Genomic DNA, 20,085 nt, shown 5'->3' with positions numbered 1-20,085 from the left:
TGGTACGAAAACGAAACTTATAATTTCAGTAAATAGTCATCTGTCCTTATCAAGACACGTCTGCGGCCTATTCTTCGCACACCATGGGCAGAGGTAAATAGGGCTTGATCGGTCTTATCGGGTTCTCAGAGAACAAAACATTTTGCTCACAGAACGGCTTTTTAGCATAGGTCTGTGCGTCACCATAGTTTGCTCAGCGCAACCAATTACTCTGGTGCGTTTCTGGGAGTGTATAATACCGCAAGCAGTCTGGGGTAGGGCAGGTGCAGGGGAACGACCATGCCGCCTCCCACCTGTTTGATACGTTCTGCCTGTGCCCCGATGTCATAAGCGATAGCAGGTTTTTCAGTCAGCCATATTTGTGTCAGTACATAGGACCATGTTTCGGGCCAGATGGATGGCATGAAAAACCAGTCTATGGCGTATTGGTTTACAAAGCCCTGTATCTCATATTCCTTATAGTGCCCTGTTATGGTGACTACTCCCGTTTCGAGGAGAGCATGGTCGTTACAGCTATAACCGATCAAGACAAACTGTAAGGGGGCGTTTAGTTGCGCGGTCAGACGTGCCAATGCCAGCACTTGTGCATAGCCTTTTTCCGGCCCTATAGCTCCCAAGATACCTATGGTTCTGCGTATAGACCCGGATGGTATGGAAAAGCGAGGCCATTCTGTGTTGAGGAAGGTTTCCCAAGGTTGATAAACTGGTGAAACACCAAGCTGGCGTTTGATGCGCCTGACCGTGTCATGGGATGGGGCATAGACGGTGCGGGCATGGTGGAACAAAGACTGGCTATGTGCCCGTAACGTGGTGACAGGCGTTGTCTCCCCCGTATTGCTTCCGCATGTTTCAAGGCAGGTCTGACACTGTTTGGGGGCTGGTTCTCCGCAATATGCGCCGTCTTTGCCAGTTAACGTGATACGCGGGCAAAACCAGGAATAATCATGAATATAGACATCATAAGGAATTTTTAGAGCCTGCAACTCCACAATTTTTCTGAGTGTATGACCAATATAGCTGTGAATTTCCAAAATAGTACAATTCAGAGACTTCAAAAGCGCTTTCAAAGCATGGCGGCTACGGGGGATAATAAGATTTGGGTATGTTTCTGCCGGAAACCCTTGAATCTGCCAAAGCGGTTTTCCTGTTCTGGAGCAAATTGGTTTAAGCTGAAAAGGAACAATATTGCGGGCAAGATAAAATGTAGCACGTAGGCCTACGTGACGCGTCAGGCCACCTTGCCTGTTGTGAGTAACCAGTAGGGCTGATAACAAATTTGGTGCGTCGTAGGCTAAACGCTTGAGGTCAAGAGCGCGTCTGAAGGGGAGGAGTGGATCCTGATCCTGCCAATTTTTTATAAGGGTATCATATCCGGGATGGATGTGATTAAGCAGTTTCAGGTTGCGGGCAATCAAGTCTGTTTTAACCGATGAAAAAGACTGGCTTTCCGCGTGGCCAACATACACGCCGGGGCAGGCCACATGCCGCCATCCTAACGCAGAGGCACGGCGGGACCAGTCATTTTCCTCCCCATAACCTTGTGCAAAAATATCTGCTCTCAAAAGCCCGGTATCTTGAAGACAGGCAGCCTTGATATACATGCAAAAACCATGCGCGGTGGGAACGTCAGGAGTGGAACCATCCCATATTTGTCCAGCCAGAGTATTCAGACGGTCACAGATAGCTTCTGACGGTACCGGTGAGCTTCCATCTTTTTCGGGATAGCTGAAAATAGTGGCATTGTTGGAAAAAGGCGTAACTGTACCGATATATTCTGCAGCGTAAGCGGCCTGTTGCAGTCTTTCTACCCAACTATCAGCTACAAGTGTGTCGCTGTTGAGTAGAATAACGTCTTCCTGCTCAAAACGTGCACATAATCCGGTATTGGCTGCAGTGGGGAAGCCGCAATTTTCAGAGAGTGAAAGAAGTGTGATGCAGGAAAATTGCGCATCGTACTCTTTTACCAGATGGCACATGGCCGGGTCGGGCGACCCATCATTAACAAGAATAAGACGTGTGAATGCATTTTTATGGCGCAACACACGATCCAGGCAGATACGGGTTGCCTCAAGACCAGAATAGATAGGAATAACAACAGCAACAGGATGATCGTTCTTGTCAGAACCAGATTCTGTTTTTTCATAGAGAGCGGGAAATTTTAACGAGATGTAGCGTGCATAGACCTCTTGTTGTTCTGTCATGTCCGTCAGCAGCACAGGACTGCCATAAAGTTTATGACCGCATGCAGTCTGGACGGAAAAAGACGTTCCTAGCCGCGATAACTTGGAAAGAGAAATCGAAAAGGCATGACGGACTTGGCCGGTTACCAAAAAATCCAGATCAAAGAGTTTCGGGATATGGGTTGGAAGAGACTGTGACAGGTATGGTGATGTAGGCATCAGGCTATGGGCAAACAGCTTGACCTGGTACGTCGGGTCAGCGGGTGAACAGGTCCACCCTTTAATGTGTGTCGATGTTTTTTCTACAAACCCGCGGCATTGCGTAAAGGCAGGAATGTCAAATGATCGAAAAAACGTAGAACTGTCTGGGTCTGTCAGGGAAAGGCTTTGGAAAGAGTGCCAGTTTTCGGGAAGTTTATAAGTACTGCAAAAATGTTCAATAGAAAGAGGGGAAAGTAGGAAGGACGTTTTACTATCAGGGGAGGATAAGGTGGCGCTAAGTCTTATATCGGCCTGAGTTGAGTAAAGATATAAAGTGCCATCTAAAGACAGGCCACAGAAAGAGTTGATCTGATTGTGTTGTAAAAAGAGAGTAAGAATTTCAGAAAAAACAGGGTGCGGGAAGGGAGAGTAGCGGGAGAAATAAGACGTTATTTCCTGCTTGGCCAAACCCCAGTTGGCGCAAATACAGTGGGATGCAATAAGCAGCATGTGGCATAAGGATGACGGAAACTTCTGAGCCAGAAAGCCAAATGCTTCGGATGCAGCAGGCTGTGCAAGCTGGAGGCGAAGGCAACCGATAGCGAGTGTAATATGCGCTCGGTCGGGCGATACTCTTTGATAATATTCACAGACTCTGAGTAGTTTTTCTGAATTCTGCCCATGTTGAGCTTTTTGCCAGAGATCAGGAAAATCTGTTTTTAAGTTCTCAAACGCTTGCAGCAAAAGCCTTTTGAGCGTCCGACGTATCCAGTAAAAAGAAACAGACATGGCACGCAAACTAAAAACATTAACAAGATATTAATGAAATATCATGCTTCGGAGAGCGCACCTACCAAATTTATGGAAATTCAAAAGAACTGATGCGGCTTTCGTCTTTCAAAGTATTGTTTCAGGAAAAACTTTTATGAAAATGGTAGTAAAATCAAAAGATAGATTTTTTTATAAAAATAGTGTATAATCGTATTTAACAAAAATGATATAATGCAATTCTGGTGTTAAAAGGAAAGGTGAAAATGATAAAAATAATCTCGCTGTTAGCAGACTTTGGGGTTTTTGTCATTTTCCCCTGGCTGATGTGGCGTCTGACAAAAAAGTTATTACCTATTGCGGTTCTCCCTATACTTCTGGGTATTCTGTTGGCGGTTTGGCATGTGCCGGTGCAGCAATGGGGTATACCATCTGTCTATGGTAATGACATTGGGTGGGTTGCCGTGCTGGTGTTGGCGTTTACCGCAGGGCTGGAAATGTGGCAGCACCCAGGTCAGGATAACACTGCGGAAAATGTAATAGCACCGTCTCTGGGGCGTCTGCTTTCAGGGGCTGCTGTTGCGTTAGGTTTGCCCTTATTGGTAGGCGCTGTGCTTGTTTACCAGTTTTTCCTGCCGCTTCATGGGTGGGAGGTGCCTCACGTGCCGCAGTGGGTGGCAGCTTTGTCGCTGGGGTTGTGCATTGCAGTCAGCGCACTGCCCGTTCTTATCGGTATTGTGAGGGAGCTTGAGCCTGAACATCGCCCTTTAGGTCAACTGGCACTTAAGCTTGCTGTGGTGGATGACGCCGCTTTATGGATCGGTCTTGCTATACTGCAATTCGCGGCTAAGGGGTCTGCCGGCTTACATGGCTGGAGTGGGTTTGAATTTCTGGCCATTGGGGTATTGGCCGTGCTGGCCCTTTTAGGAGGGTGGGCAACACGCTATTTCAAAAATCCGCCTCTTTTTGTCATCTGGCTTGCTGTGCCGCTTTATCTGGCAGCCGGGTCTTGGGCCAGCATGCAACTGGGCCTGCATGAATTGATAGGCGCTTATTTTGCTGGCGCAGTTATGCCCCCCAGTTGGGTCAGGCGCTTGCCCGTTGAGCAGGTTGGCACTTTTGCCCTGATCTGGCTGGCCCCCATGTTCTTTGGTCATAGTGGGCTACATATTGACGGAGATGCGCTGACCTGGCCATCCGTTGTGGCGTCTCTGGCTTTGGTTGTTGTGTCAATTGTTACCAAAATGGGTGCTGTTTATCTCTACCCGCCTGCGTCCGGCCTGAACAGTCGTCAAAAGCTGAGTGTAGGGGCTTTGTTGCAATGCAAAGGCCTTATGGAAATTGTGGCGGCTACAATTTTGCATAGCCAAGGCATGATTTCAGAATTTGCGTTTGCGTCTCTGATGGTTCTGGCCGTTGTGTCTACATCCTTGACTGGCCCGCTGTTCAAGCTTTTTGCTGGGCGTTCTTCCACTAAGGCTTAATGCGGCGTTGAGCTTATAAAAAAGGCCTCCCCCAGAGTTATGGGAGAGGCCTTTTTACAGGACGTTACACAGCTTTTATGCGAGTTCTTTCAGTACTTGCTCAATAATATCCAGCCCTTCATCAACCAGTGCGTCAGAAGCCGTAAGCGGTGTCAGCAACCGGATTGTGGCTCCTTTTACACCACAGGAGAGAAGGATGAGCCCTTTTTCACAGGCTTTGGCACACACCTGAGCGGCGAAACCTGCGCGCTGTTCTGTTCCCTTCTGGGTTTCCAGAATGTCAAACGCGATCATGGCGCCAAGGCCGCGCGGCGCACTGACTGGTAAAAGGTCTGTTCGGTCATGCCAGCCCTGAATACGAGATTTGAAGCGCTCACCCATGGCGTTGGCGCGGTCAATCAGCTTTTCTTCTTCAATGACATCCAGCACGGCAAGAGCAGCCGCACAAGCCAGCGGTGCCCCTGCATAAGTGCCACCCAGTCCGCCGGGTGGTACGGTATCCATCAATTCAGCACGGCCAATAACGCCCGAGATAGGCATGCCCCCACCAAGAGACTTGGCAACCGAAACCAGGTCAGGCTCGACCCCTGAATGCTCAATGCCAAACAGCTTGCCGGTACGGGCAAAGCCGGTCTGCACTTCATCAGCAATCAGCTTGATGCCATGTTCATCACACAAAGCGCGCAGGTGTTTGAGTAATGAGGTGGGTGCAATACGGAAACCGCCTTCGCCCTGTACGGGTTCAATGATGATGGCAGCAACCTGTTCTGGACCAATATCTGACGCAAACAGGAAGTTCAGCATCTTCAGGCTGTCTTCCACAGAGACGTCCTGACCATCCGGGAAGGGGAGGTGATAGACTTGGCCAGGCAGAGTGCCAAAAGGGGCTTTGTAAGGCAGTACTTTGCCTGTCATGGCAGAGGCCAGCAGGGTGCGGCCGTGGAACCCGCCACAGAAGGCAATAACGCCGTTGCGGCCGGTGGCAGCACGCGCAATTTTAACGGCGTTTTCGGTTGCTTCACCGCCTGTGGAGAAGAAGATGGTTTTGGCTGGGCCGGTAAAGGGTGCACGGGCATTCAGTTTTTCGGCCAGCGCAATATAGCTTTCGTAGGCAGAAACCTGAAAAGCCGTGTGCGTAAAGCGTTCCAACTGGGTTTTGACAGCAGCCATGACCTTGGGGTGCCGGTGGCCCACGTTCAGCACGGCAATGCCGCCCCCGAAGTCAATATAGCGGCGACCCTCTACGTCCCACAGTTCTGCATTCTCGGCACGATCAGCAAAGACAGGGGTTGAGGTTGCAACACCGCGTGGCACAGCGTTGGCACGGCGGGCGAGAAGGTCCTTATTTGTCAGGCTCATACTGCTCAAAGCTCCAGAAGGGCACAGAAAATACGCCAAGTGGCACTTCGTCCACAGGCTTTGTTTTATTTCGTAAATGATTTGACAGGCGGCGGGGAGGCGATTTTTGTTGGGAGGATAGGTGATTAAAAGTCACCACTCTTTAGGAGAGTGTTCTTAGGTAGGCAGAGTAAAAATATGTGCATCAGCTTTGCCAGAAAGGCAGGCTCGAACCATGCCCCTCAGCTCGTTAGGTCTGATGGGTGGCCTGAATGGCAACCTGTTCAAGCAACCAGGTGCGAAAGACAGTCAGCGCCTTGCTGTCCCACGCTCTGTCTGTTGCCCGTAAAACATAGGTACCCAGCGGTGTTTGGTTCTGTGTAGGAAGTGCTGGAACGAGCTTGCCTGTTTGCAGGTCATCCCCGAGCAAAAAGATATTGGCAAGGGCTATGCCTTCTCCAGCACGGGCGGCGGCAAGGGTAATATGGGCTTGCCACAACCGGCCTGCGCTGGGAATGCGGGAGAAGGAAACATGATGCGCCGTGAACCAAAGCCGCCACTCCGCATCGTCTTCTTCCAGAAGCAGGGGGGCATGGAGCAGGTCTGCTGCCTCACGCGGGGGCGTGCTTAATGCGGCCAAAGCGGATGGTGCCATAACCGGAAAAACCGGGGGGCGGGCAATGGCTACGCTGCGGATGTCACGCTGGGTGGGCGGGGTTGCATCATCACGGGCATAGAAAATATCAGCGTGGCTGTCTGTTTCTATGCCTGTGCCATGAAAGCCCGTATTGGCATCAACCGGGCGCAATAGCAGGTCAATATCAGGATGGGCCCGGCGGAACGCAGCAAGGCGGGGCAAGAGCCAATGGTAAGCAAAGCCGTGGGCGCAGGTGACGGTCAAATGAGGGGCCTGCTGCCGAATATCTGCGGTGGCGCGTGCCAGCCCCTCTAAAAGCGGGGCAATCTGACTGTAATAGGTATGGCCCGCTACTGTCAGGTCTCCGGTTGCCCGGTCCCGCAAGGTTGTGCCCAGGCGCTGCTCCAGATCCCGCAGGTGACGGCTGATGGCCGCATGGTCAACACGTAGCTCTGCCGCCGCACGTCTTATACCCCCTGTGCGGGCAAAGGCAGCAAAGGCGTTTAGGGCAGCCAGAGGGGGAATGCGGTAGCGCTGATCCATCGGGCACAGATACAGCACATCGAGAATGGGGAGTAGGGGGATGTGGTGCATCGGCAAGGTGTGCAACGCGGAAAATGCGCTGTTTTTCCGCTCTATCGGAAAACGATTCGTTACAGAAAAATGACAGGTAACGGCGACTGGTAAGCTGTTTGTGATGGAAAGATGCCCTGAAAATCAAAGTTTTTAGAGGGCAGACGGATCTGCTGCCGTTTTTTGCAATCGCTCCAAATTTGAGCAAGAGGGGGCAAACGGGCCGGGGAAAGTAACAGGGCTGCCTTTTTTACAAGCCACGATAATTTTCTGTAGATTATATTTTCTTGCACCAAAAAATTCGATAATTACTTCAAAATAAAACCTGCTCTAAAAGTATTCACAATAAAATTCATGCCAGTTTCTGGCTCTCTTCAGAGGTATTGCGCTTTTTGTGAAAGGGGAGAATGAACCCACCCACCGTAATGTTTGGAAACCATGACAATGTTTATTACTCTTTTGAATACAAACTTCGCTCTTGTTGTAGACTATGCATCCACTGCCGCCATGTTCGCGTTTCTTCCTGCCGTAGCAGCTCTTATGCTGGCAACAGTAACATCTGACCGTCTGGCTTAAGGGCCTGTTTCACACTCTCTGTTCCGGGTAAAGAGGGCGCACTCCCCCAAGAGGGGCGTTGCCCGATTACAAGCCGGAAGAGACATGGCAGACCTTTTTGATGCCCACCATGTGGGGGATTCTCGCCCCCTTACCCTGTCGCAGGATGTTGTCAGCACGGCCACGTATGGTGGCCCTGACAAATGTTACCGTTACACGCTCAAACGCGTATGGGATGCCTCACTCCCGTCAGTGATGTGGTTGATGATGAATCCTTCTGTTGCGACGGAATGTGGTGATGACCGCACAGTGGCCAAATGCCAGCGCTACGCCCGTGCCTGGGGGTATGGCAGTATTCTGGTGGGCAACACCTTTGCCTATCGGTGTACGGATCAGGAGCGCCTGACCGAAGTACCAGACCCTGTTGGCCCGGAAAATGATGCCGCCTTACTGGGTATGGCGCAGGAAGCCGACAGGGTTATTGCTGCATACGGCACACCCCGTATCAAAACACTTCTGCCACGGGGGCCGCAGGCTGTGCAGATGCTCCAGCGCCATAATATTCCTGTTTATGCCATGAAAGTGGGGGTAAATGGCCGCCCCTGCCACCCGCTTTATCTGCCGGGTAGTTTGCAACCAACTCTGCTGCCAGAGGGCTGACGGGCTGGTCTGCCACGCTTCCCGGTTGACGAAAGCGCCGCTTCAGTATCCGATTGGGCCAGAAACACGGTGGCGCTGCCTAACTGAGGCTGGTGCTACCGTCTGGCGTGGACAGGGGAGCCAGCCCCGCACAGGGAGAAGAGCATGACAGGACCAGCACACGAACATCCGTACGCTCCGGGCAGCGCACAGTTTGAGGCAATGCTGGACCGTTTGGGTGAAGTGGCCGTGCGCACGGGCCTGAATGTAGCCCCCGGACAACAGGTTATCGTCACAGCGCCCCTGGAGGCCGTACCTCTTGTGCGGCGTGTGACAGAACATGCTTACAAGGCCGGGGCGTCACTGGTCACTACTTTCTATTCGGATGAAGAAAGCACACTGGCCCGCTATCGCTTTGCGCAGGATGACACGTTTGATACGGCTGCGGAGTGGCTAGCCAAGGGCATGACTGAGGGGTTCCGGTCCGGTGCGGCCCGTATGGCTATTACCGGGTCCAACCCGGCGCTGCTGGCAGGGCAGGATGCCTCCCGTATTTCCCGTGCAAGCCGTGCGGCTTCCCGCGTGAACCGGCCTGCCATGGAAATTATTACAAATTTTGATGTGAACTGGAACATCGTGGCCACGGCCACTCCGGCATGGGCCAAACTGGTGTTTCCTGACCTGCCGGAGCAGGACGCAGTGGCACGCCTGTGGCAGGCTATTTTTGAAGCCTCCCGCCTTACTGGTAAAGACCCTGTGGCAGACTGGGCGGAGCACAATGCCACGCTGCACAAACGGGCCGCCTTCCTGAACGATGTGCGCTATTCAGCACTGCATTTTACCGGCCCCGGCACGGACCTGACCGTGGGTCTGGCTGACGGTCATGAGTGGGCTGGTGGGTCTGAGGCCGCAGGGAACGGCGTGGTGTGCAACCCGAATATCCCTACGGAGGAAGTTTTCACAACACCACACCGTTTGAAGGTGGATGGCTATGTTGCCAGCACAAAACCGTTGTCCCACCAAGGCACTTTGATTGACGATATCCGCGTGCGTTTTGAAGGTGGAAAAATTGTGAAAATGCATGCCAGCAAAGGTGAGGATGTCTTTGCCCGCGTGCTGGATACGGATGAAGGGGCGCGCCGTTTGGGTGAGGTCGCACTTGTGCCGCACTCCTCCCCCATTTCCAGCAGCGGTATCCTGTTTCAGAACACACTGTTTGATGAAAATGCCGCTAGCCACCTTGCCATTGGCCAAGCCTATACCAAATGTATGCGCGATACAGCCGGGCAGGATGAAGCGGCTCTTGCTGCACGCGGTGCCAATAACAGCATGATCCATATTGATTGGATGATTGGCTCTGCCGAAATTGATGTTGATGGTGTGGCCGCAGACGGCAGCCGTGCACCGCTTATGCGCAAGGGCGAATGGGTTATCGCAGCCTAACGGAGAAGTTTCAAAAATGTCTTATACCAAAAAGAGCGTTTCATTTGTCGGTAAGTATGCCGCTGTTGTTCTGACAGTGACCCTAGGCGCTCATGCTGCCTTGGCGCAGAGCACGGCAGTGACAGGACCAGCCCAAGGCGCACAGCCGACCCTGTCGGACGAGCAGGTTAAGACCCTGCGCCATGATATGGAAACAGCGTTACACTACCCGTTGAAGGCAGATGTTCTGCCACGACTTACCAACACGCTTAAGGCTATTCATGCAGCCAACATCCAGCCTCCGGGGCGGGTTGGTATGTCTCTGGACGAGCAGATTGCTATGGTCGAAAAAGTGCCGGGTCTGGATGCTATTCTCAAAGCCAACAATTTTACCGCGCGTGACTTTGTGATGAGCCTGACCTGCGTTGGCTTGACGGGTAGCCTGATGAATGTGACCCCCAACCAGCAAACAGCGCAGATGGCACAGCCTGACCCCAAAAACGTGGCGTTGTTGAAAGCCAAGCAGACAGAGTTGCAGGACCTGATTGCTATTTTGCGTACAGCGCCTGCACAATAATGGCAGGGCGAGCCTTGGCATAAGGCTCACCTTTTCACGCCAGAGCCAGTGACTACGGTGCGGGGTCTGGCACCTTCAGTTCTGCAAGACCACGTATTTTAACAGTGGTGTGGCTTATCCGGAATGGAAAGGGACTGAAGAGTGCCTGCCATTCTGAAATCCCCAAAATCCATATCCAGTTTATCAGAAACACCATTGGCAAAATAGCGCATACCCATCTCGTAGTCGGGTAGCATGGCGCGGGCTGTCGTGTTGAAAAAAGCCACATGCACACGTGTGCTTGGCAGGGCGGCCAATAGGGGCGATGGAGCCTGCGCTGTACTGACCTTGTCCCACCCATGAGTGGAAATATAGGTATATTGCGCGCCATCCTCCCCAGTGCCGTCAAACAGCATGGGGGATAGGTCAGTTTTCGCGGTTTCAGCGGCCATGAGAATGGCCAGTGTGTGCGCCATGGGAAACAGGGTGTTGGCGGGCAGTTTAAGCGTTTTTTTGAGCGGTTTTTCGTACTGAACTTCCCCACCGCCGGGTGTCAGGGAGGCATCTCCAGACACTATTTGCAAGGTGGCGCCGTTTGATTTCTGAACGGTACGAAACGTCATATGGTGGCCGTCTTTGCTTTCCAGTGTGGTGTAATCAGACACCAGATGCACCGTGCCATTGTTGCGGGTGGAGCTTTGAATATCCAGATGCTGCTGGGTAGACCATGCCGTGCAGGTATCATGCACGGTGTAGGTCATGGTGCCGCTGGCAGACAGTGTATTGCCACCGGACACTTCCGCAAGGCTTAGGTCATACTGTGCCCGTTGTCCGGTGAGGTGCACAGCAGGGGCAGCAGTGGGGCTGGGGGTATCAGCACAGAAGGCAACAGAAGGAAGCGCACAAGAAATGGCTACCAGCAGGCCAGCTTTTATGCCGCGATATGCTGCGCTACGCGGAAAGAAAGACGGGGAGGTCTTAAAGGCGGCTGAAAGGCAGGGCGGTAATCCGATCATGCCTGACAGCAAAGAGCATCCGGCGTGGCGGTGCAACCACCCCGGATGCGAAAAGGCAGAAGTTTAGTCTTTTTTGATAACAGGCTTGGGCTTCGGCAGATCCAGCGCCAGAGAGAGTTCTTTCAGGCGGGCTGGTTCAACCGTTGCCGGAGCACACATCATCAGGTCTTCACCCTGCTGGTTCAGCGGGAAGAGAATAACCTCACGAATGTTGGGCTCGTCAGCCAGCAGCATGACGATACGGTCCACACCCGGAGCAGACCCACCGTGCGGTGGTGCGCCATAGCGGAAGGCATTGAGCATACCCCCAAAGCGCTCTTCCACAACGCTTTCCGGGTAGCCGGCAATTTCAAACGCGCGGATCATGACTTCCGGCAGATGGTTACGGATAGCGCCGGAAGACAGTTCAATGCCGTTACACACAATGTCATACTGATAGGCGTTGATTTCCAGCGGGTTTTTGCTGTTCAGCGCGTCAAGCCCACCCTGTGGCATGGAGAAAGGGTTGTGCGAGAAGTCAATGCGGCCGGTTTCCTCATTCATTTCGTACATCGGGAAATCGGTAATCCAGCAGAAACGGAACGCATTTTTTTCAACTAGGTCGAGTTCTTCCGCAATGCGTGTCCGCACAAGGCCAGAGAACTTCACAACATCATCGCCTTTACCGGCGGCAAAGAACACGGCATCTCCCGCCTTCAGGCCCATTTTGGTGCGAATGGCCTCTACGCGGTCAGCTTCAAGGTTTTTGGCAATCGGGCCTTTGCCACCATCTTCTGCAAAAATGATGTAACCCAGACCACCAGCACCGGCTTCACGCGCCCAGGTGTTCAGCTTGTCAAAGAACCCGCGTGGCTTGTCGCCTGCACCGGGGGCGGGAATGGCGCGAATTTCGCCACCGTCAGCCGCAATACGGGAGAACAGCCCAAAGCCAGAATTTGCAAACTCTTCCGTTACGTCAGAAATCAGCAGCGGGTTACGCAGGTCAGGTTTGTCAGACCCATAAACCTTCATGGAGTGCGCGTAAGGGATGCGCTCAAAGGGAGCCTGGCTGACGGTGCGGCCATTACCAAATTCGGTAAACAGGCCGGACATGACATCTTCCAGTGTTGCGAACACTTCGTCCTGCGTTGCGAAAGCCATCTCGAAGTCGAGCTGATAGAACTCACCCGGTGAGCGGTCAGCACGGGAGGCTTCGTCACGGAAGCAGGGAGCAATCTGGAAGTAGCGGTCAAAGCCGGCCACCATGGCAAGCTGTTTGAATTGTTGCGGGGCCTGCGGCAGGGCGTAGAACTTGCCGGGGTGCATACGGGCGGGCACCAGGAAGTCACGCGCACCTTCCGGGGAGGACGCAGTGAGAATGGGGGTCTGGAGTTCAATAAAGCCCAGATCCGTCATGCGGCGGCGCATGCTCTGGATAACGCGGGCACGCAGCAGCATGTTGCGGTGCACGCTGTCACGGCGCAGGTCAATGTAGCGGTAACGCAGGCGCAGGTCTTCAGGGTAGTTTTCGTGGCCAGCGACCTGAAAAGGCAGCACGGCGGCAGCGGACTGCACCACAAATTCCTGCGCGCGCACTTCAATGTCACCGGTAGCAAGGTCAGGGTTGCGGGTGCCTTCGGCGCGTTCAACCACATCACCGGTAACCGTAATCACGCTTTCAACGCGGATGTTTTCGGCTGTGCTCAGGGCCGGAGCACCTGCCGGAATAACAATCTGCGTCATGCCGGTTTCGTCACGCAGGTCAATAAACAGCAGCCCGCCGTGGTCCCGCTTGCTATGAACCCAGCCAGACAGGCGGGCTGTGGTGCCGGCATCGCTGGCGCGAAGGGCCGAGCAGCTATGGGTACGGTAAGGGTGCATGGTCTCGTCCTGAATTTTGGCCCGCTGCGCCTGCCGCGCAGGGGGCGTTTTGTGCTCTAGGTTGCTCTTTATGCGCGGGAGGAAGCCGGGGCGCTACCCATCTGTCAAGATCAAGGCGTTAATTCACCCGCCCATGGCGGCACGAATAGCGTTTGCCAGTGCCTTTATGGCCTCCGGCTTGGCATCCCACCCGAACAGGAAACGGGCTGCGCCGCCAAACATGGTATAGAATCGCCAACCTTGAGCCCGCAGGGTATTGGCAGCTTGTTCTGGCAACAGCAGGAAAACGCTGTTGCTGTCCACCGCCCATGCGAGACGCAGGTTTGGTACATCCGCAATGCTCTGGGCAAAGAAGCGGGCGCTCTCATTGGCGTGGCGGGCATTTTCAAGCCAGGCACCGTTTTTAATCATGCTGAGCCACGGGGCGGAGAGAAACCGCATTTTGGAGGCCACCTGGCCGCCCTGTTTCGCCCGCTCTGCAAAGCCCCGGGCCAAACTGCGGTCAAAAAACACCACAGCATCCCCTACGGCCATCCCGTTTTTGGTGCCACCAAAGCTGAGTGCATCTACCCCCACTTCCCAGGTTATGGCGGCAGGTGTGCAGCCCAGAGCGGCAACGGCATTGGCAAGGCGCGCACCATCCATATGTAGCTTCAGCCCATGTTCCCTACAGGTGTCGGACAGTGCCTTGATTTCTTCTGCTGTGTAGAGCAGCCCGTTTTCAGTGGGTTGGGTAATGGTCACAACGGCCGGGGTGGAAGCCTGAAAACTCTGCGTTTTGCGGCAGCACAGCTTGATGGCGGCAGGCGTCAGTTTTCCTTCCGGGCAGGGCGGTGTCATCACCTTGCTGCCGCCAGTAAAGAACTCCGGCGCACCTCGTTCTGACGTTTCAGCGTGGGCAATGTCGGTGGCAATAATGCTGCAATAAGGCGGGCAAAGTGTTGCAAGGGTCAGTGCATTGGCAGCTGTACCGTTGAACACGAAAAATACCGCAGCATCGGTGCCAAAAAGGGTGCGGATGGCGTCTTCCGCCAGCCGAGTCCACGGATCGTCCCCATAAGCGGGGGTGGAGCCCGCGGCGGAGGCACGGGTAATGGCTTCCAGCGCTTGCGGGCATATACCGCTGTAATTGTCGCTGGCAAATTGCTGGGGTGGGGCGGTGTCTGTCATTGTAAACCAAGGGCTTGGGGTCAGGGTATAAGGGCGGCAAAGGCTCGGCCCGGCTGTGCTTTCTGGCTGGCATGGCGGCTGGCCTGCGTCAATGCACCCCACGGCAGCATTGCTTTAAGGGCAGTTTTCCGCTAAGGGCACCGCACCGTGCAGGCACCCCTGGAGGCCTGTATGTTTTGGTTTTAGGAGAATTCAACGTGTCCAAAATTACATCTATCCAAGCTTCAGTGCGCGCGAAGGCTGGTAAGGGGGCAGCGCGTGCAACGAGGCGTGCTGGTCTGGTGCCGGCAGTTGTTTATGGTGCTGGTAAAGAACCTGCCCTGATCGCACTCGACCCCCGTATCGTGATCAAAGGCATTCAGGCTTCTGGCTGGCGCTCACGCGTTTACGAAATCAAGGTTGAAGGTGGTTCTACCGAGCGCGCCCTGATTCGTGACATTCAGCTGCACCCGGTTAAAGACACACCAGAACATGTTGATTTCATGCGTCTGGCAGCAGGCCAGCGCGTGACCGTTGAAGTCTCCGTTCACATCACAGGTGAAGACAAGGCTCCTGGCCTGAAGCGTGGTGGCGTGCTGAACGTTGTGCGTCACACCGTTGAAGTTGAAACCGATGCAGAACACATTCCGGAATTCTTCTCCGTGGATCTGTCTACGCTCGACATCAACGACAACGTGCGTTGGGAAGACCTGAAGGGTACGGAAAACGTAACCCCAACCAACCACACGCCTAACTTCGTTATTGCGACCATCGCTGCTCCAAGCGTTGATGAAGCTGACGAAGAAACGGAAGAAGCTGCTTCCTAATCTGTCAGGACAGTTTTTCTGACCTGATGAATAAGGGTGGGGGTACATGCGTGGTGCATGTGCCCCCGGCTTATTTTATAACGATACAGGACCAGTGATGTTGCTCTGGGCCGGGCTTGGTAATCCTGAGCCGTCCATGCGCCGACATAGGCACAATGTTGGCTTTATGGCTGTAGAAGCCATTGCCGATCGCTATGGGTTTTCACCATGGCGCTCCCGCTTTAAGGGCGAGACGGCAGAAGGCCGTATTGGCACGCAGCGCGTTTTGCTGCTGCGCCCCATGACTTACATGAATCGTTCTGGCGATAGCGTGCAGGAAGCGGCTGCGTTCTATAAGATAGCGCCGGAGCAGATTACCGCCTTCCATGATGAGCTGGATCTTGCCCCCGGCAAGGTCCGTGTGAAGCGTGCAGGTGGGGCCGCTGGCCATAATGGCCTGCGCTCAATGGACAAAATGCTTGGCACCCCCGATTACTGGCGGGTGCGTATTGGTATTGGGCACCCCGGCGCAAAAGAGCGCGTACATGGGTGGGTGCTTGGTAATTTTACAGAGATAGACCGGCAGGACTGGCTGGAGCCACTGCTGGATAAAATGGCGGCCGCCGCGCCGCTGCTGGCCGATGGCCAGCCAGAAAAATTCATGACGCAGGTTGCGTTGCCAGAAGGGAGTAAGGGCTGATGGGGTTTAACTGCGGTATTGTCGGTCTGCCCAATGTGGGCAAGTCCACACTCTTTAACGCACTGACGGCAACGGCAACCGCTCAGGCTGCCAATTACCCGTTCTGCACGATTGAGCCTAACGTGGGCCGCGTGGCTGTGCCTGACCCCCGGCTGGAAAAGCTGGTTGAAATTGGCAAGTCCCAGAAGACAGTCCCGACCAGCCTTGAGTTTGTGGATATTGCGGGCCTGGTCCGTGGTGCCTCCCGCGGGGAAGGGCTGGGAAATCAGTTTCTGGCCAATATCCGTGAAGTTGATGCCATTATTCACGTGCTGCGCTGCTTTGAAGATGATGACATTACGCATGTTGAAGGCGGCGTGGACCCCGTGCGTGATTCTGAAATCATTGAAACCGAGCTGATGCTGGCGGACCTCGACTCGCTCGAAAAACGCCTGCCCGCTCTTCAGAAACGCGCCAAGAATCGTGATGCCGAGGCTATGGCCCAGCTGGCCGTGGCGGAACCGCTGATTGAAGCTCTGAAAGAAGGCAAACCTGCCCGTACCGCCATTCCGGCAGGGCAGGAAGAAGCTGTAAACCGCTTGCAGCTCATGACCACCAAGCCTGTGCTGTATGTCTGCAACGTGGATGAAGAGTCAGCATCCACCGGCAACGCGTTTTCTGCCGCAGTCAAAGCCAAGGCCGATGCAGAAGGCGCTGCCGTTGTTGTTGTGTCCGCAGCCATCGAGGCCGAAGTCAGCCAGTTGGCGGATGAAGAACGCCGCGAGTTTCTGGACGGTCTGGGCCTGAAAGACAGCGGGTTGGACCGTGTTATTGCCGCAGGGTATGGCCTGCTGGGCTTGCGGACCTACTTTACCGTAGGCCCCAAGGAAGCACGCGCATGGACCATTATCGCAGGCACAAAAGCGCCACAGGCAGCGGCTGTTATCCATAACGACTTTGAGCGTGGCTTCATTGCCTGCGAAACCATCGCGTATAAAGACTACGTTCAGTATAACGGTGAGGCCGGGGCCAAGGAAGCGGGACGCCTGCGCATTGAAGGCCGGGAGTATGTTGTGCAGGATGGTGACGTTCTGTTGTTCCGCTTTAACGTATGATCCGCTAGGCTTGTCGGGTTCATACAAACAAAAATGAGGATGAAGGACGCCATGCAGGCGCATGAAGACGGAGCGGAGAGTACGGTAACGCAGGCTATGTCTGCCTCCGCACCGGGGCCAATGACGGCTCTGGCAAAACGGGCACGGCTTGCGGCACGCACTCTGGCCACCAGCCCTACTTCAGCGCGGGATAGGGCACTCTGGGCAGCCGCCGCCGCCCTGCGTGAGGCGTCCGATACCATTTTGGAAGCCAATGCCAAGGATCTTGCTGCCTCAACAGCAAAAGATGCCTTCCGCGACCGGCTTACCCTTACCCCGGAACGTATTGAAGCCATTGCGCGCGGCCTTGAGGACATGGCGGATCTGCCAGACCCTGTAGGGCGCGTTCTGGAAGAATGGACACGCCCTAACGGCCTGCGTATTCGCCGTGTGGCAACACCGGTGGGCGTTATTGGCGTTATTTATGAAAGCCGCCCAAATGTAGGGGCAGATGCTGCTGGCCTGTGCATCAAGTCCGGCAATGCCGTATTGCTGCGGGGTGGCTCTGAAAGCCTACACAGTGCCCGTGCCATTCATGCCGCCATGCAGGCTGGGCTGCGTGCCGCAGACCTACCGGAAGATGCCGTGCTGATCGCCCCGGATGCTGACCGTAAGCATGTAGCAGAAATGCTCGGTGCCTCCGGGTTGGTTGATCTACTTATTCCCCGTGGAGGGCGCTCGCTGGTTGAGCGTGTGCAGAAGGATGCTCGGGTGCCGGTTCTGGCTCACGCTGACGGGCTGTGCCACACCTATGTGCATGCCGCAGCAGACCACGGCATGGCCCGCCGTATTGTGCTGAATGCCAAAATGCGCCGGACTGGCATTTGCGGTGCTACGGAAACCCTGCTGATTGATGCCGCCATTGCCCCAACCCTGCTTCCGTCTATCGTGGCGGATCTGGCTGAATTCGGATGCACCTTCAAAGCCGATGCCGCAGCGCGGGAGATCGTCCCCACGCTGCCAGCGGCTACGGAGCAGGATTTCAGAACGGAATGGCTGGATGCCGTGCTGAATATTGCGGTTGTGGATGGGGTAGACGAGGCGCTGGACCATATCAGCCGCTTTGGGTCTTCCCATACGGAGGCTATTGTGACGGCGGATGAAGCCGTGGCTAATCGCTTCATGACCGGGACGGATAGTGCTGTTGTCATGTGGAATGCCTCTACCCAGTTCTGTGATGGGGGCGAGTTTGGTTTTGGGGCAGAAATTGGTATTGCCACTGGCCGTTTCCATGCGCGTGGCCCTGTTGGGGTCGAGCAGTTGACAACCTTCCGATATGAGGTGGTGGGCACCGGGCAGGTTCGGTCCTGAGGCAGGTTGCCAAGTCGGGCCATGTTCCCCTGTATGGAGATGGCCGCCATACGCGTATTGGCCTTCTTGGTGGGTCCTTCAACCCTGCCCATGCAGGGCATCTCGCCATTGCGCGCAGGGCCTTACAAGCTTTGAAGCTGGATCAGGTTTGGTTCATGGTCTCCCCCGGTAATCCGCTTAAGGCCGTTGAGGGAATGGCACCATTTGCGAGACGTATGGCGTCTGTGCTGGCGCTGGTTGATGGCCACCGGCTGATTGCAACGGATATTGAGGCCCGACTCGGTACCCGCTACACGCTGGATACGGTGCGCAAACTGCACCGGCGTTTTCCAGCCGTGCAGTTTGTCTGGCTGACGGGGGCAGATGGCTTTGCAACCCTGTCCCGTTGGAAAGGGTGGAAAAATCTTGTTAAACAAGTGCCCATAGCCGTTATGCCCAGACCCGGGCAGAACACCGCTGCCTTGCATGGGGTGGCGGGGCACTATATGGCGCGGTGGCGTATACCTGCCCGCCGGGCAGCCTTGCTGCCAACATTAAAACCCCCGGTATGGGCGTTTCTTCCAGGGCGACAAACCGGTATATCTGCAACATCTATCCGCCAGAGCGGGGCGTTTGACAGTGGTGCAAGCCACATAACCCCATCTGGTCTGTCACACTCAGGAGAACGGTCATAACCACTCAGCCTCCCTCCGAGACGCCAAAGCGTACCCGCGCGGCCTCGGCTACCAAAACAGGTGCTGCCAAAACAGCATCTTCCCGTACCAAACTGGCTGGCGCTGTTGCAGCGACAGGCTCCGTGCGCAAAAAAGCGGCTACGTCCGGCCCCAAAAAAGCCAAGCGTGAGCCTATTGCGCCTGACGTGCTGGAGCAGGCACTGACCCTCATCACCACCAGTCTGGATGATGATAAGGCCGAAGACATCGTTGTGATCGACCTGACAGGTCGTGCGTCTTTTGCAGACAAAATGGTGATTGCAACTGGTCTGGCTGACCGGCAGATTGCTGCCATGGCCCAGCATATTGAGCGTAAACTCAAGGAAATTGGCCTCAAGCGCATGACCATTGAAGGCGCAAACGGCTCTGACTGGGTGCTGCTGGATACAGGTGACATTGTTGTGCATCTGTTCAAACCAGAAGCGCGTGAACTGTATGGCCTTGAAAAAATGTGGGGCGCTGCACTGGATGATGGTGCTGCTGAGGCTGTGCCTACAGCCTGACCGGACCAGTTTTTCTTATGGTGTGTGATAGCGTTTGCCATGCCTGCCGCGTCGTGACTGTGAGGCGGGCATGAAGCTGGTTGCCGTTGGCCGCATGAAAGACAAGGCCGAGGTTGCGTTGGTTGAACGCTACCTCAAGCGGCTCCGGCCCCGGCTGGATATTGTGGAACTGCCAGATGGCCGGGGTAGCCCGGATGAAATCAAACGGCGGGAAGGGCAGGCCATTATGGCCGCATGCCCACCACAAGCTTTTATTGTGGTGCTGGATGAAGCCGGCAAAAGCTGGAGCAGCGTTGAGTTCTCCAATGCTATTGCCGACTGGTCTGCTCTTGGGCGGCCATTATGCTTTGTCATTGGCGGTGCAGAAGGGCTGGATGCAGCGGTCGTTGCGCGGTCTGATGCAGCTCTGTCTTTCGGCTCGCTCACGTGGCCGCACATGCTTGTGCGCATCATGCTGGTAGAACAAATTTACCGGGCGCAGGCCATTGCGGCGGGCCACCCTTACCACCGGGCAGGCCGTCCCTGACCCTGCGCGGTGTTT

Annotated in this window: 18 protein-coding genes; 12 read left to right on the top strand and 6 right to left on the bottom strand. The window is 54.7% G+C overall.

What is annotated here, in order from left to right:
• Positions 1-206: 206 nt before the first annotated feature.
• Positions 207-2,201: a glycosyltransferase gene (locus Abci_RS00855; RefSeq protein WP_158319762.1), complete on the bottom strand. Its 1,995-nt coding sequence runs from the start codon at positions 2,199-2,201 to the stop codon at positions 207-209.
• Positions 2,202-3,415: 1,214 nt separating this feature from the next.
• Here Abci_RS00855 and Abci_RS00850 point away from each other — a divergent pair.
• On the top strand, positions 3,416-4,633 hold the full coding sequence (locus Abci_RS00850) for a cation:proton antiporter (RefSeq protein WP_048837264.1): 1,218 nt from the start codon (positions 3,416-3,418) through the stop codon (positions 4,631-4,633).
• A 75-nt stretch (positions 4,634-4,708) separates the two neighbouring features.
• Here the strand turns inward: Abci_RS00850 and gabT are convergent, their stop codons facing one another.
• Together gabT and Abci_RS00840 are read right to left on the bottom strand one after the other, a co-directional pair.
• Complete coding sequence (gene gabT / locus Abci_RS00845; protein ID WP_048837263.1) at positions 4,709-5,992, bottom strand: 4-aminobutyrate--2-oxoglutarate transaminase; 1,284 nt, start codon at positions 5,990-5,992, stop codon at positions 4,709-4,711.
• A 229-nt stretch (positions 5,993-6,221) separates the two neighbouring features.
• Positions 6,222-7,151, bottom strand: a complete 930-nt coding sequence (locus Abci_RS00840) for a LysR substrate-binding domain-containing protein (protein WP_048837332.1) — start codon at positions 7,149-7,151, stop codon at positions 6,222-6,224.
• A 468-nt stretch (positions 7,152-7,619) separates the two neighbouring features.
• Between Abci_RS00840 and Abci_RS00835 the strand changes: the two genes are divergently transcribed.
• From Abci_RS00835 to Abci_RS00820, 4 genes are all read left to right on the top strand, one after another.
• Positions 7,620-7,757 (top strand): hypothetical protein, encoded by a 138-nt coding sequence (locus Abci_RS00835; protein WP_158319761.1) that lies wholly within the window; start codon positions 7,620-7,622, stop codon positions 7,755-7,757.
• Between the two features lie 84 nt (positions 7,758-7,841).
• The gene (locus Abci_RS00830; protein WP_048837261.1) at positions 7,842-8,396 is read left to right on the top strand and encodes a DUF1643 domain-containing protein; all 555 of its coding nucleotides are present in this window, start codon (positions 7,842-7,844) and stop codon (positions 8,394-8,396) included.
• A gap of 144 nt (positions 8,397-8,540) precedes the next feature.
• Complete coding sequence (locus Abci_RS00825) at positions 8,541-9,818, top strand: aminopeptidase (protein WP_048837260.1); 1,278 nt, start codon at positions 8,541-8,543, stop codon at positions 9,816-9,818.
• A gap of 16 nt (positions 9,819-9,834) precedes the next feature.
• A complete protein-coding gene (locus Abci_RS00820) occupies positions 9,835-10,374 on the top strand; it encodes a hypothetical protein (protein WP_048837259.1) in 540 nt (179 codons plus the stop codon).
• 98 nt (positions 10,375-10,472) lie between these two features.
• Here Abci_RS00820 and Abci_RS00815 read toward each other — a convergent pair whose 3' ends face one another.
• The 3 genes from Abci_RS00815 to Abci_RS00805 all read right to left on the bottom strand — a co-directional run bounded on the left by Abci_RS00815 (position 10,473) and on the right by Abci_RS00805 (position 14,399).
• A complete protein-coding gene (locus Abci_RS00815) occupies positions 10,473-11,369 on the bottom strand; it encodes a cell envelope integrity EipB family protein (RefSeq protein ID WP_048837258.1) in 897 nt (298 codons plus the stop codon).
• Positions 11,370-11,432: 63 nt separating this feature from the next.
• Complete coding sequence (gene aspS / locus Abci_RS00810; RefSeq protein WP_048837257.1) at positions 11,433-13,229, bottom strand: aspartate--tRNA ligase; 1,797 nt, start codon at positions 13,227-13,229, stop codon at positions 11,433-11,435.
• Between the two features lie 123 nt (positions 13,230-13,352).
• Entirely contained in the window at positions 13,353-14,399 is a 1,047-nt protein-coding gene (locus Abci_RS00805; protein WP_048837256.1) for a threonine aldolase family protein, read from the bottom strand.
• Between the two features lie 197 nt (positions 14,400-14,596).
• Here Abci_RS00805 and Abci_RS00800 point away from each other — a divergent pair, with 197 nt between their 5' ends.
• From Abci_RS00800 to Abci_RS00770, 7 genes are all read left to right on the top strand, one after another.
• Positions 14,597-15,205, top strand: coding sequence for a 50S ribosomal protein L25/general stress protein Ctc (locus tag Abci_RS00800; RefSeq protein ID WP_048837331.1), 609 nt, complete (start codon positions 14,597-14,599; stop codon positions 15,203-15,205).
• A 97-nt stretch (positions 15,206-15,302) separates the two neighbouring features.
• On the top strand, positions 15,303-15,884 hold the full coding sequence (gene pth / locus Abci_RS00795) for an aminoacyl-tRNA hydrolase (protein ID WP_048837255.1): 582 nt from the start codon (positions 15,303-15,305) through the stop codon (positions 15,882-15,884).
• Positions 15,884-16,978: a redox-regulated ATPase YchF gene (ychF, locus tag Abci_RS00790; protein WP_048837254.1), complete on the top strand. Its 1,095-nt coding sequence runs from the start codon at positions 15,884-15,886 to the stop codon at positions 16,976-16,978. The genes pth and ychF overlap by 1 nt, the downstream gene beginning before the upstream one ends.
• 51 nt (positions 16,979-17,029) lie before the next feature.
• On the top strand, positions 17,030-18,328 hold the full coding sequence (locus Abci_RS00785; protein ID WP_048837330.1) for a glutamate-5-semialdehyde dehydrogenase: 1,299 nt from the start codon (positions 17,030-17,032) through the stop codon (positions 18,326-18,328).
• On the top strand, positions 18,325-19,002 hold the full coding sequence (locus Abci_RS00780) for a nicotinate-nucleotide adenylyltransferase (protein ID WP_048837253.1): 678 nt from the start codon (positions 18,325-18,327) through the stop codon (positions 19,000-19,002). Before Abci_RS00785 ends, Abci_RS00780 begins: the two co-directional genes overlap by 4 nt.
• A 92-nt stretch (positions 19,003-19,094) precedes the next feature.
• Positions 19,095-19,544 (top strand): ribosome silencing factor, encoded by a 450-nt coding sequence (gene rsfS / locus Abci_RS00775; RefSeq protein ID WP_048837252.1) that lies wholly within the window; start codon positions 19,095-19,097, stop codon positions 19,542-19,544.
• A 70-nt stretch (positions 19,545-19,614) separates the two neighbouring features.
• A complete protein-coding gene (locus tag Abci_RS00770) occupies positions 19,615-20,070 on the top strand; it encodes a 23S rRNA (pseudouridine(1915)-N(3))-methyltransferase RlmH (protein ID WP_048837251.1) in 456 nt (151 codons plus the stop codon).
• Positions 20,071-20,085 lie beyond the last annotated feature (15 nt).

This window comes from Acetobacter cibinongensis, assembly GCF_000963925.1.
GTDB lineage: Bacteria > Pseudomonadota > Alphaproteobacteria > Acetobacterales > Acetobacteraceae > Acetobacter > Acetobacter cibinongensis.
The sequence above is the reverse complement of the archived record's forward strand: the minus strand, read 5'-3'. Positions and strand labels throughout refer to the sequence as shown.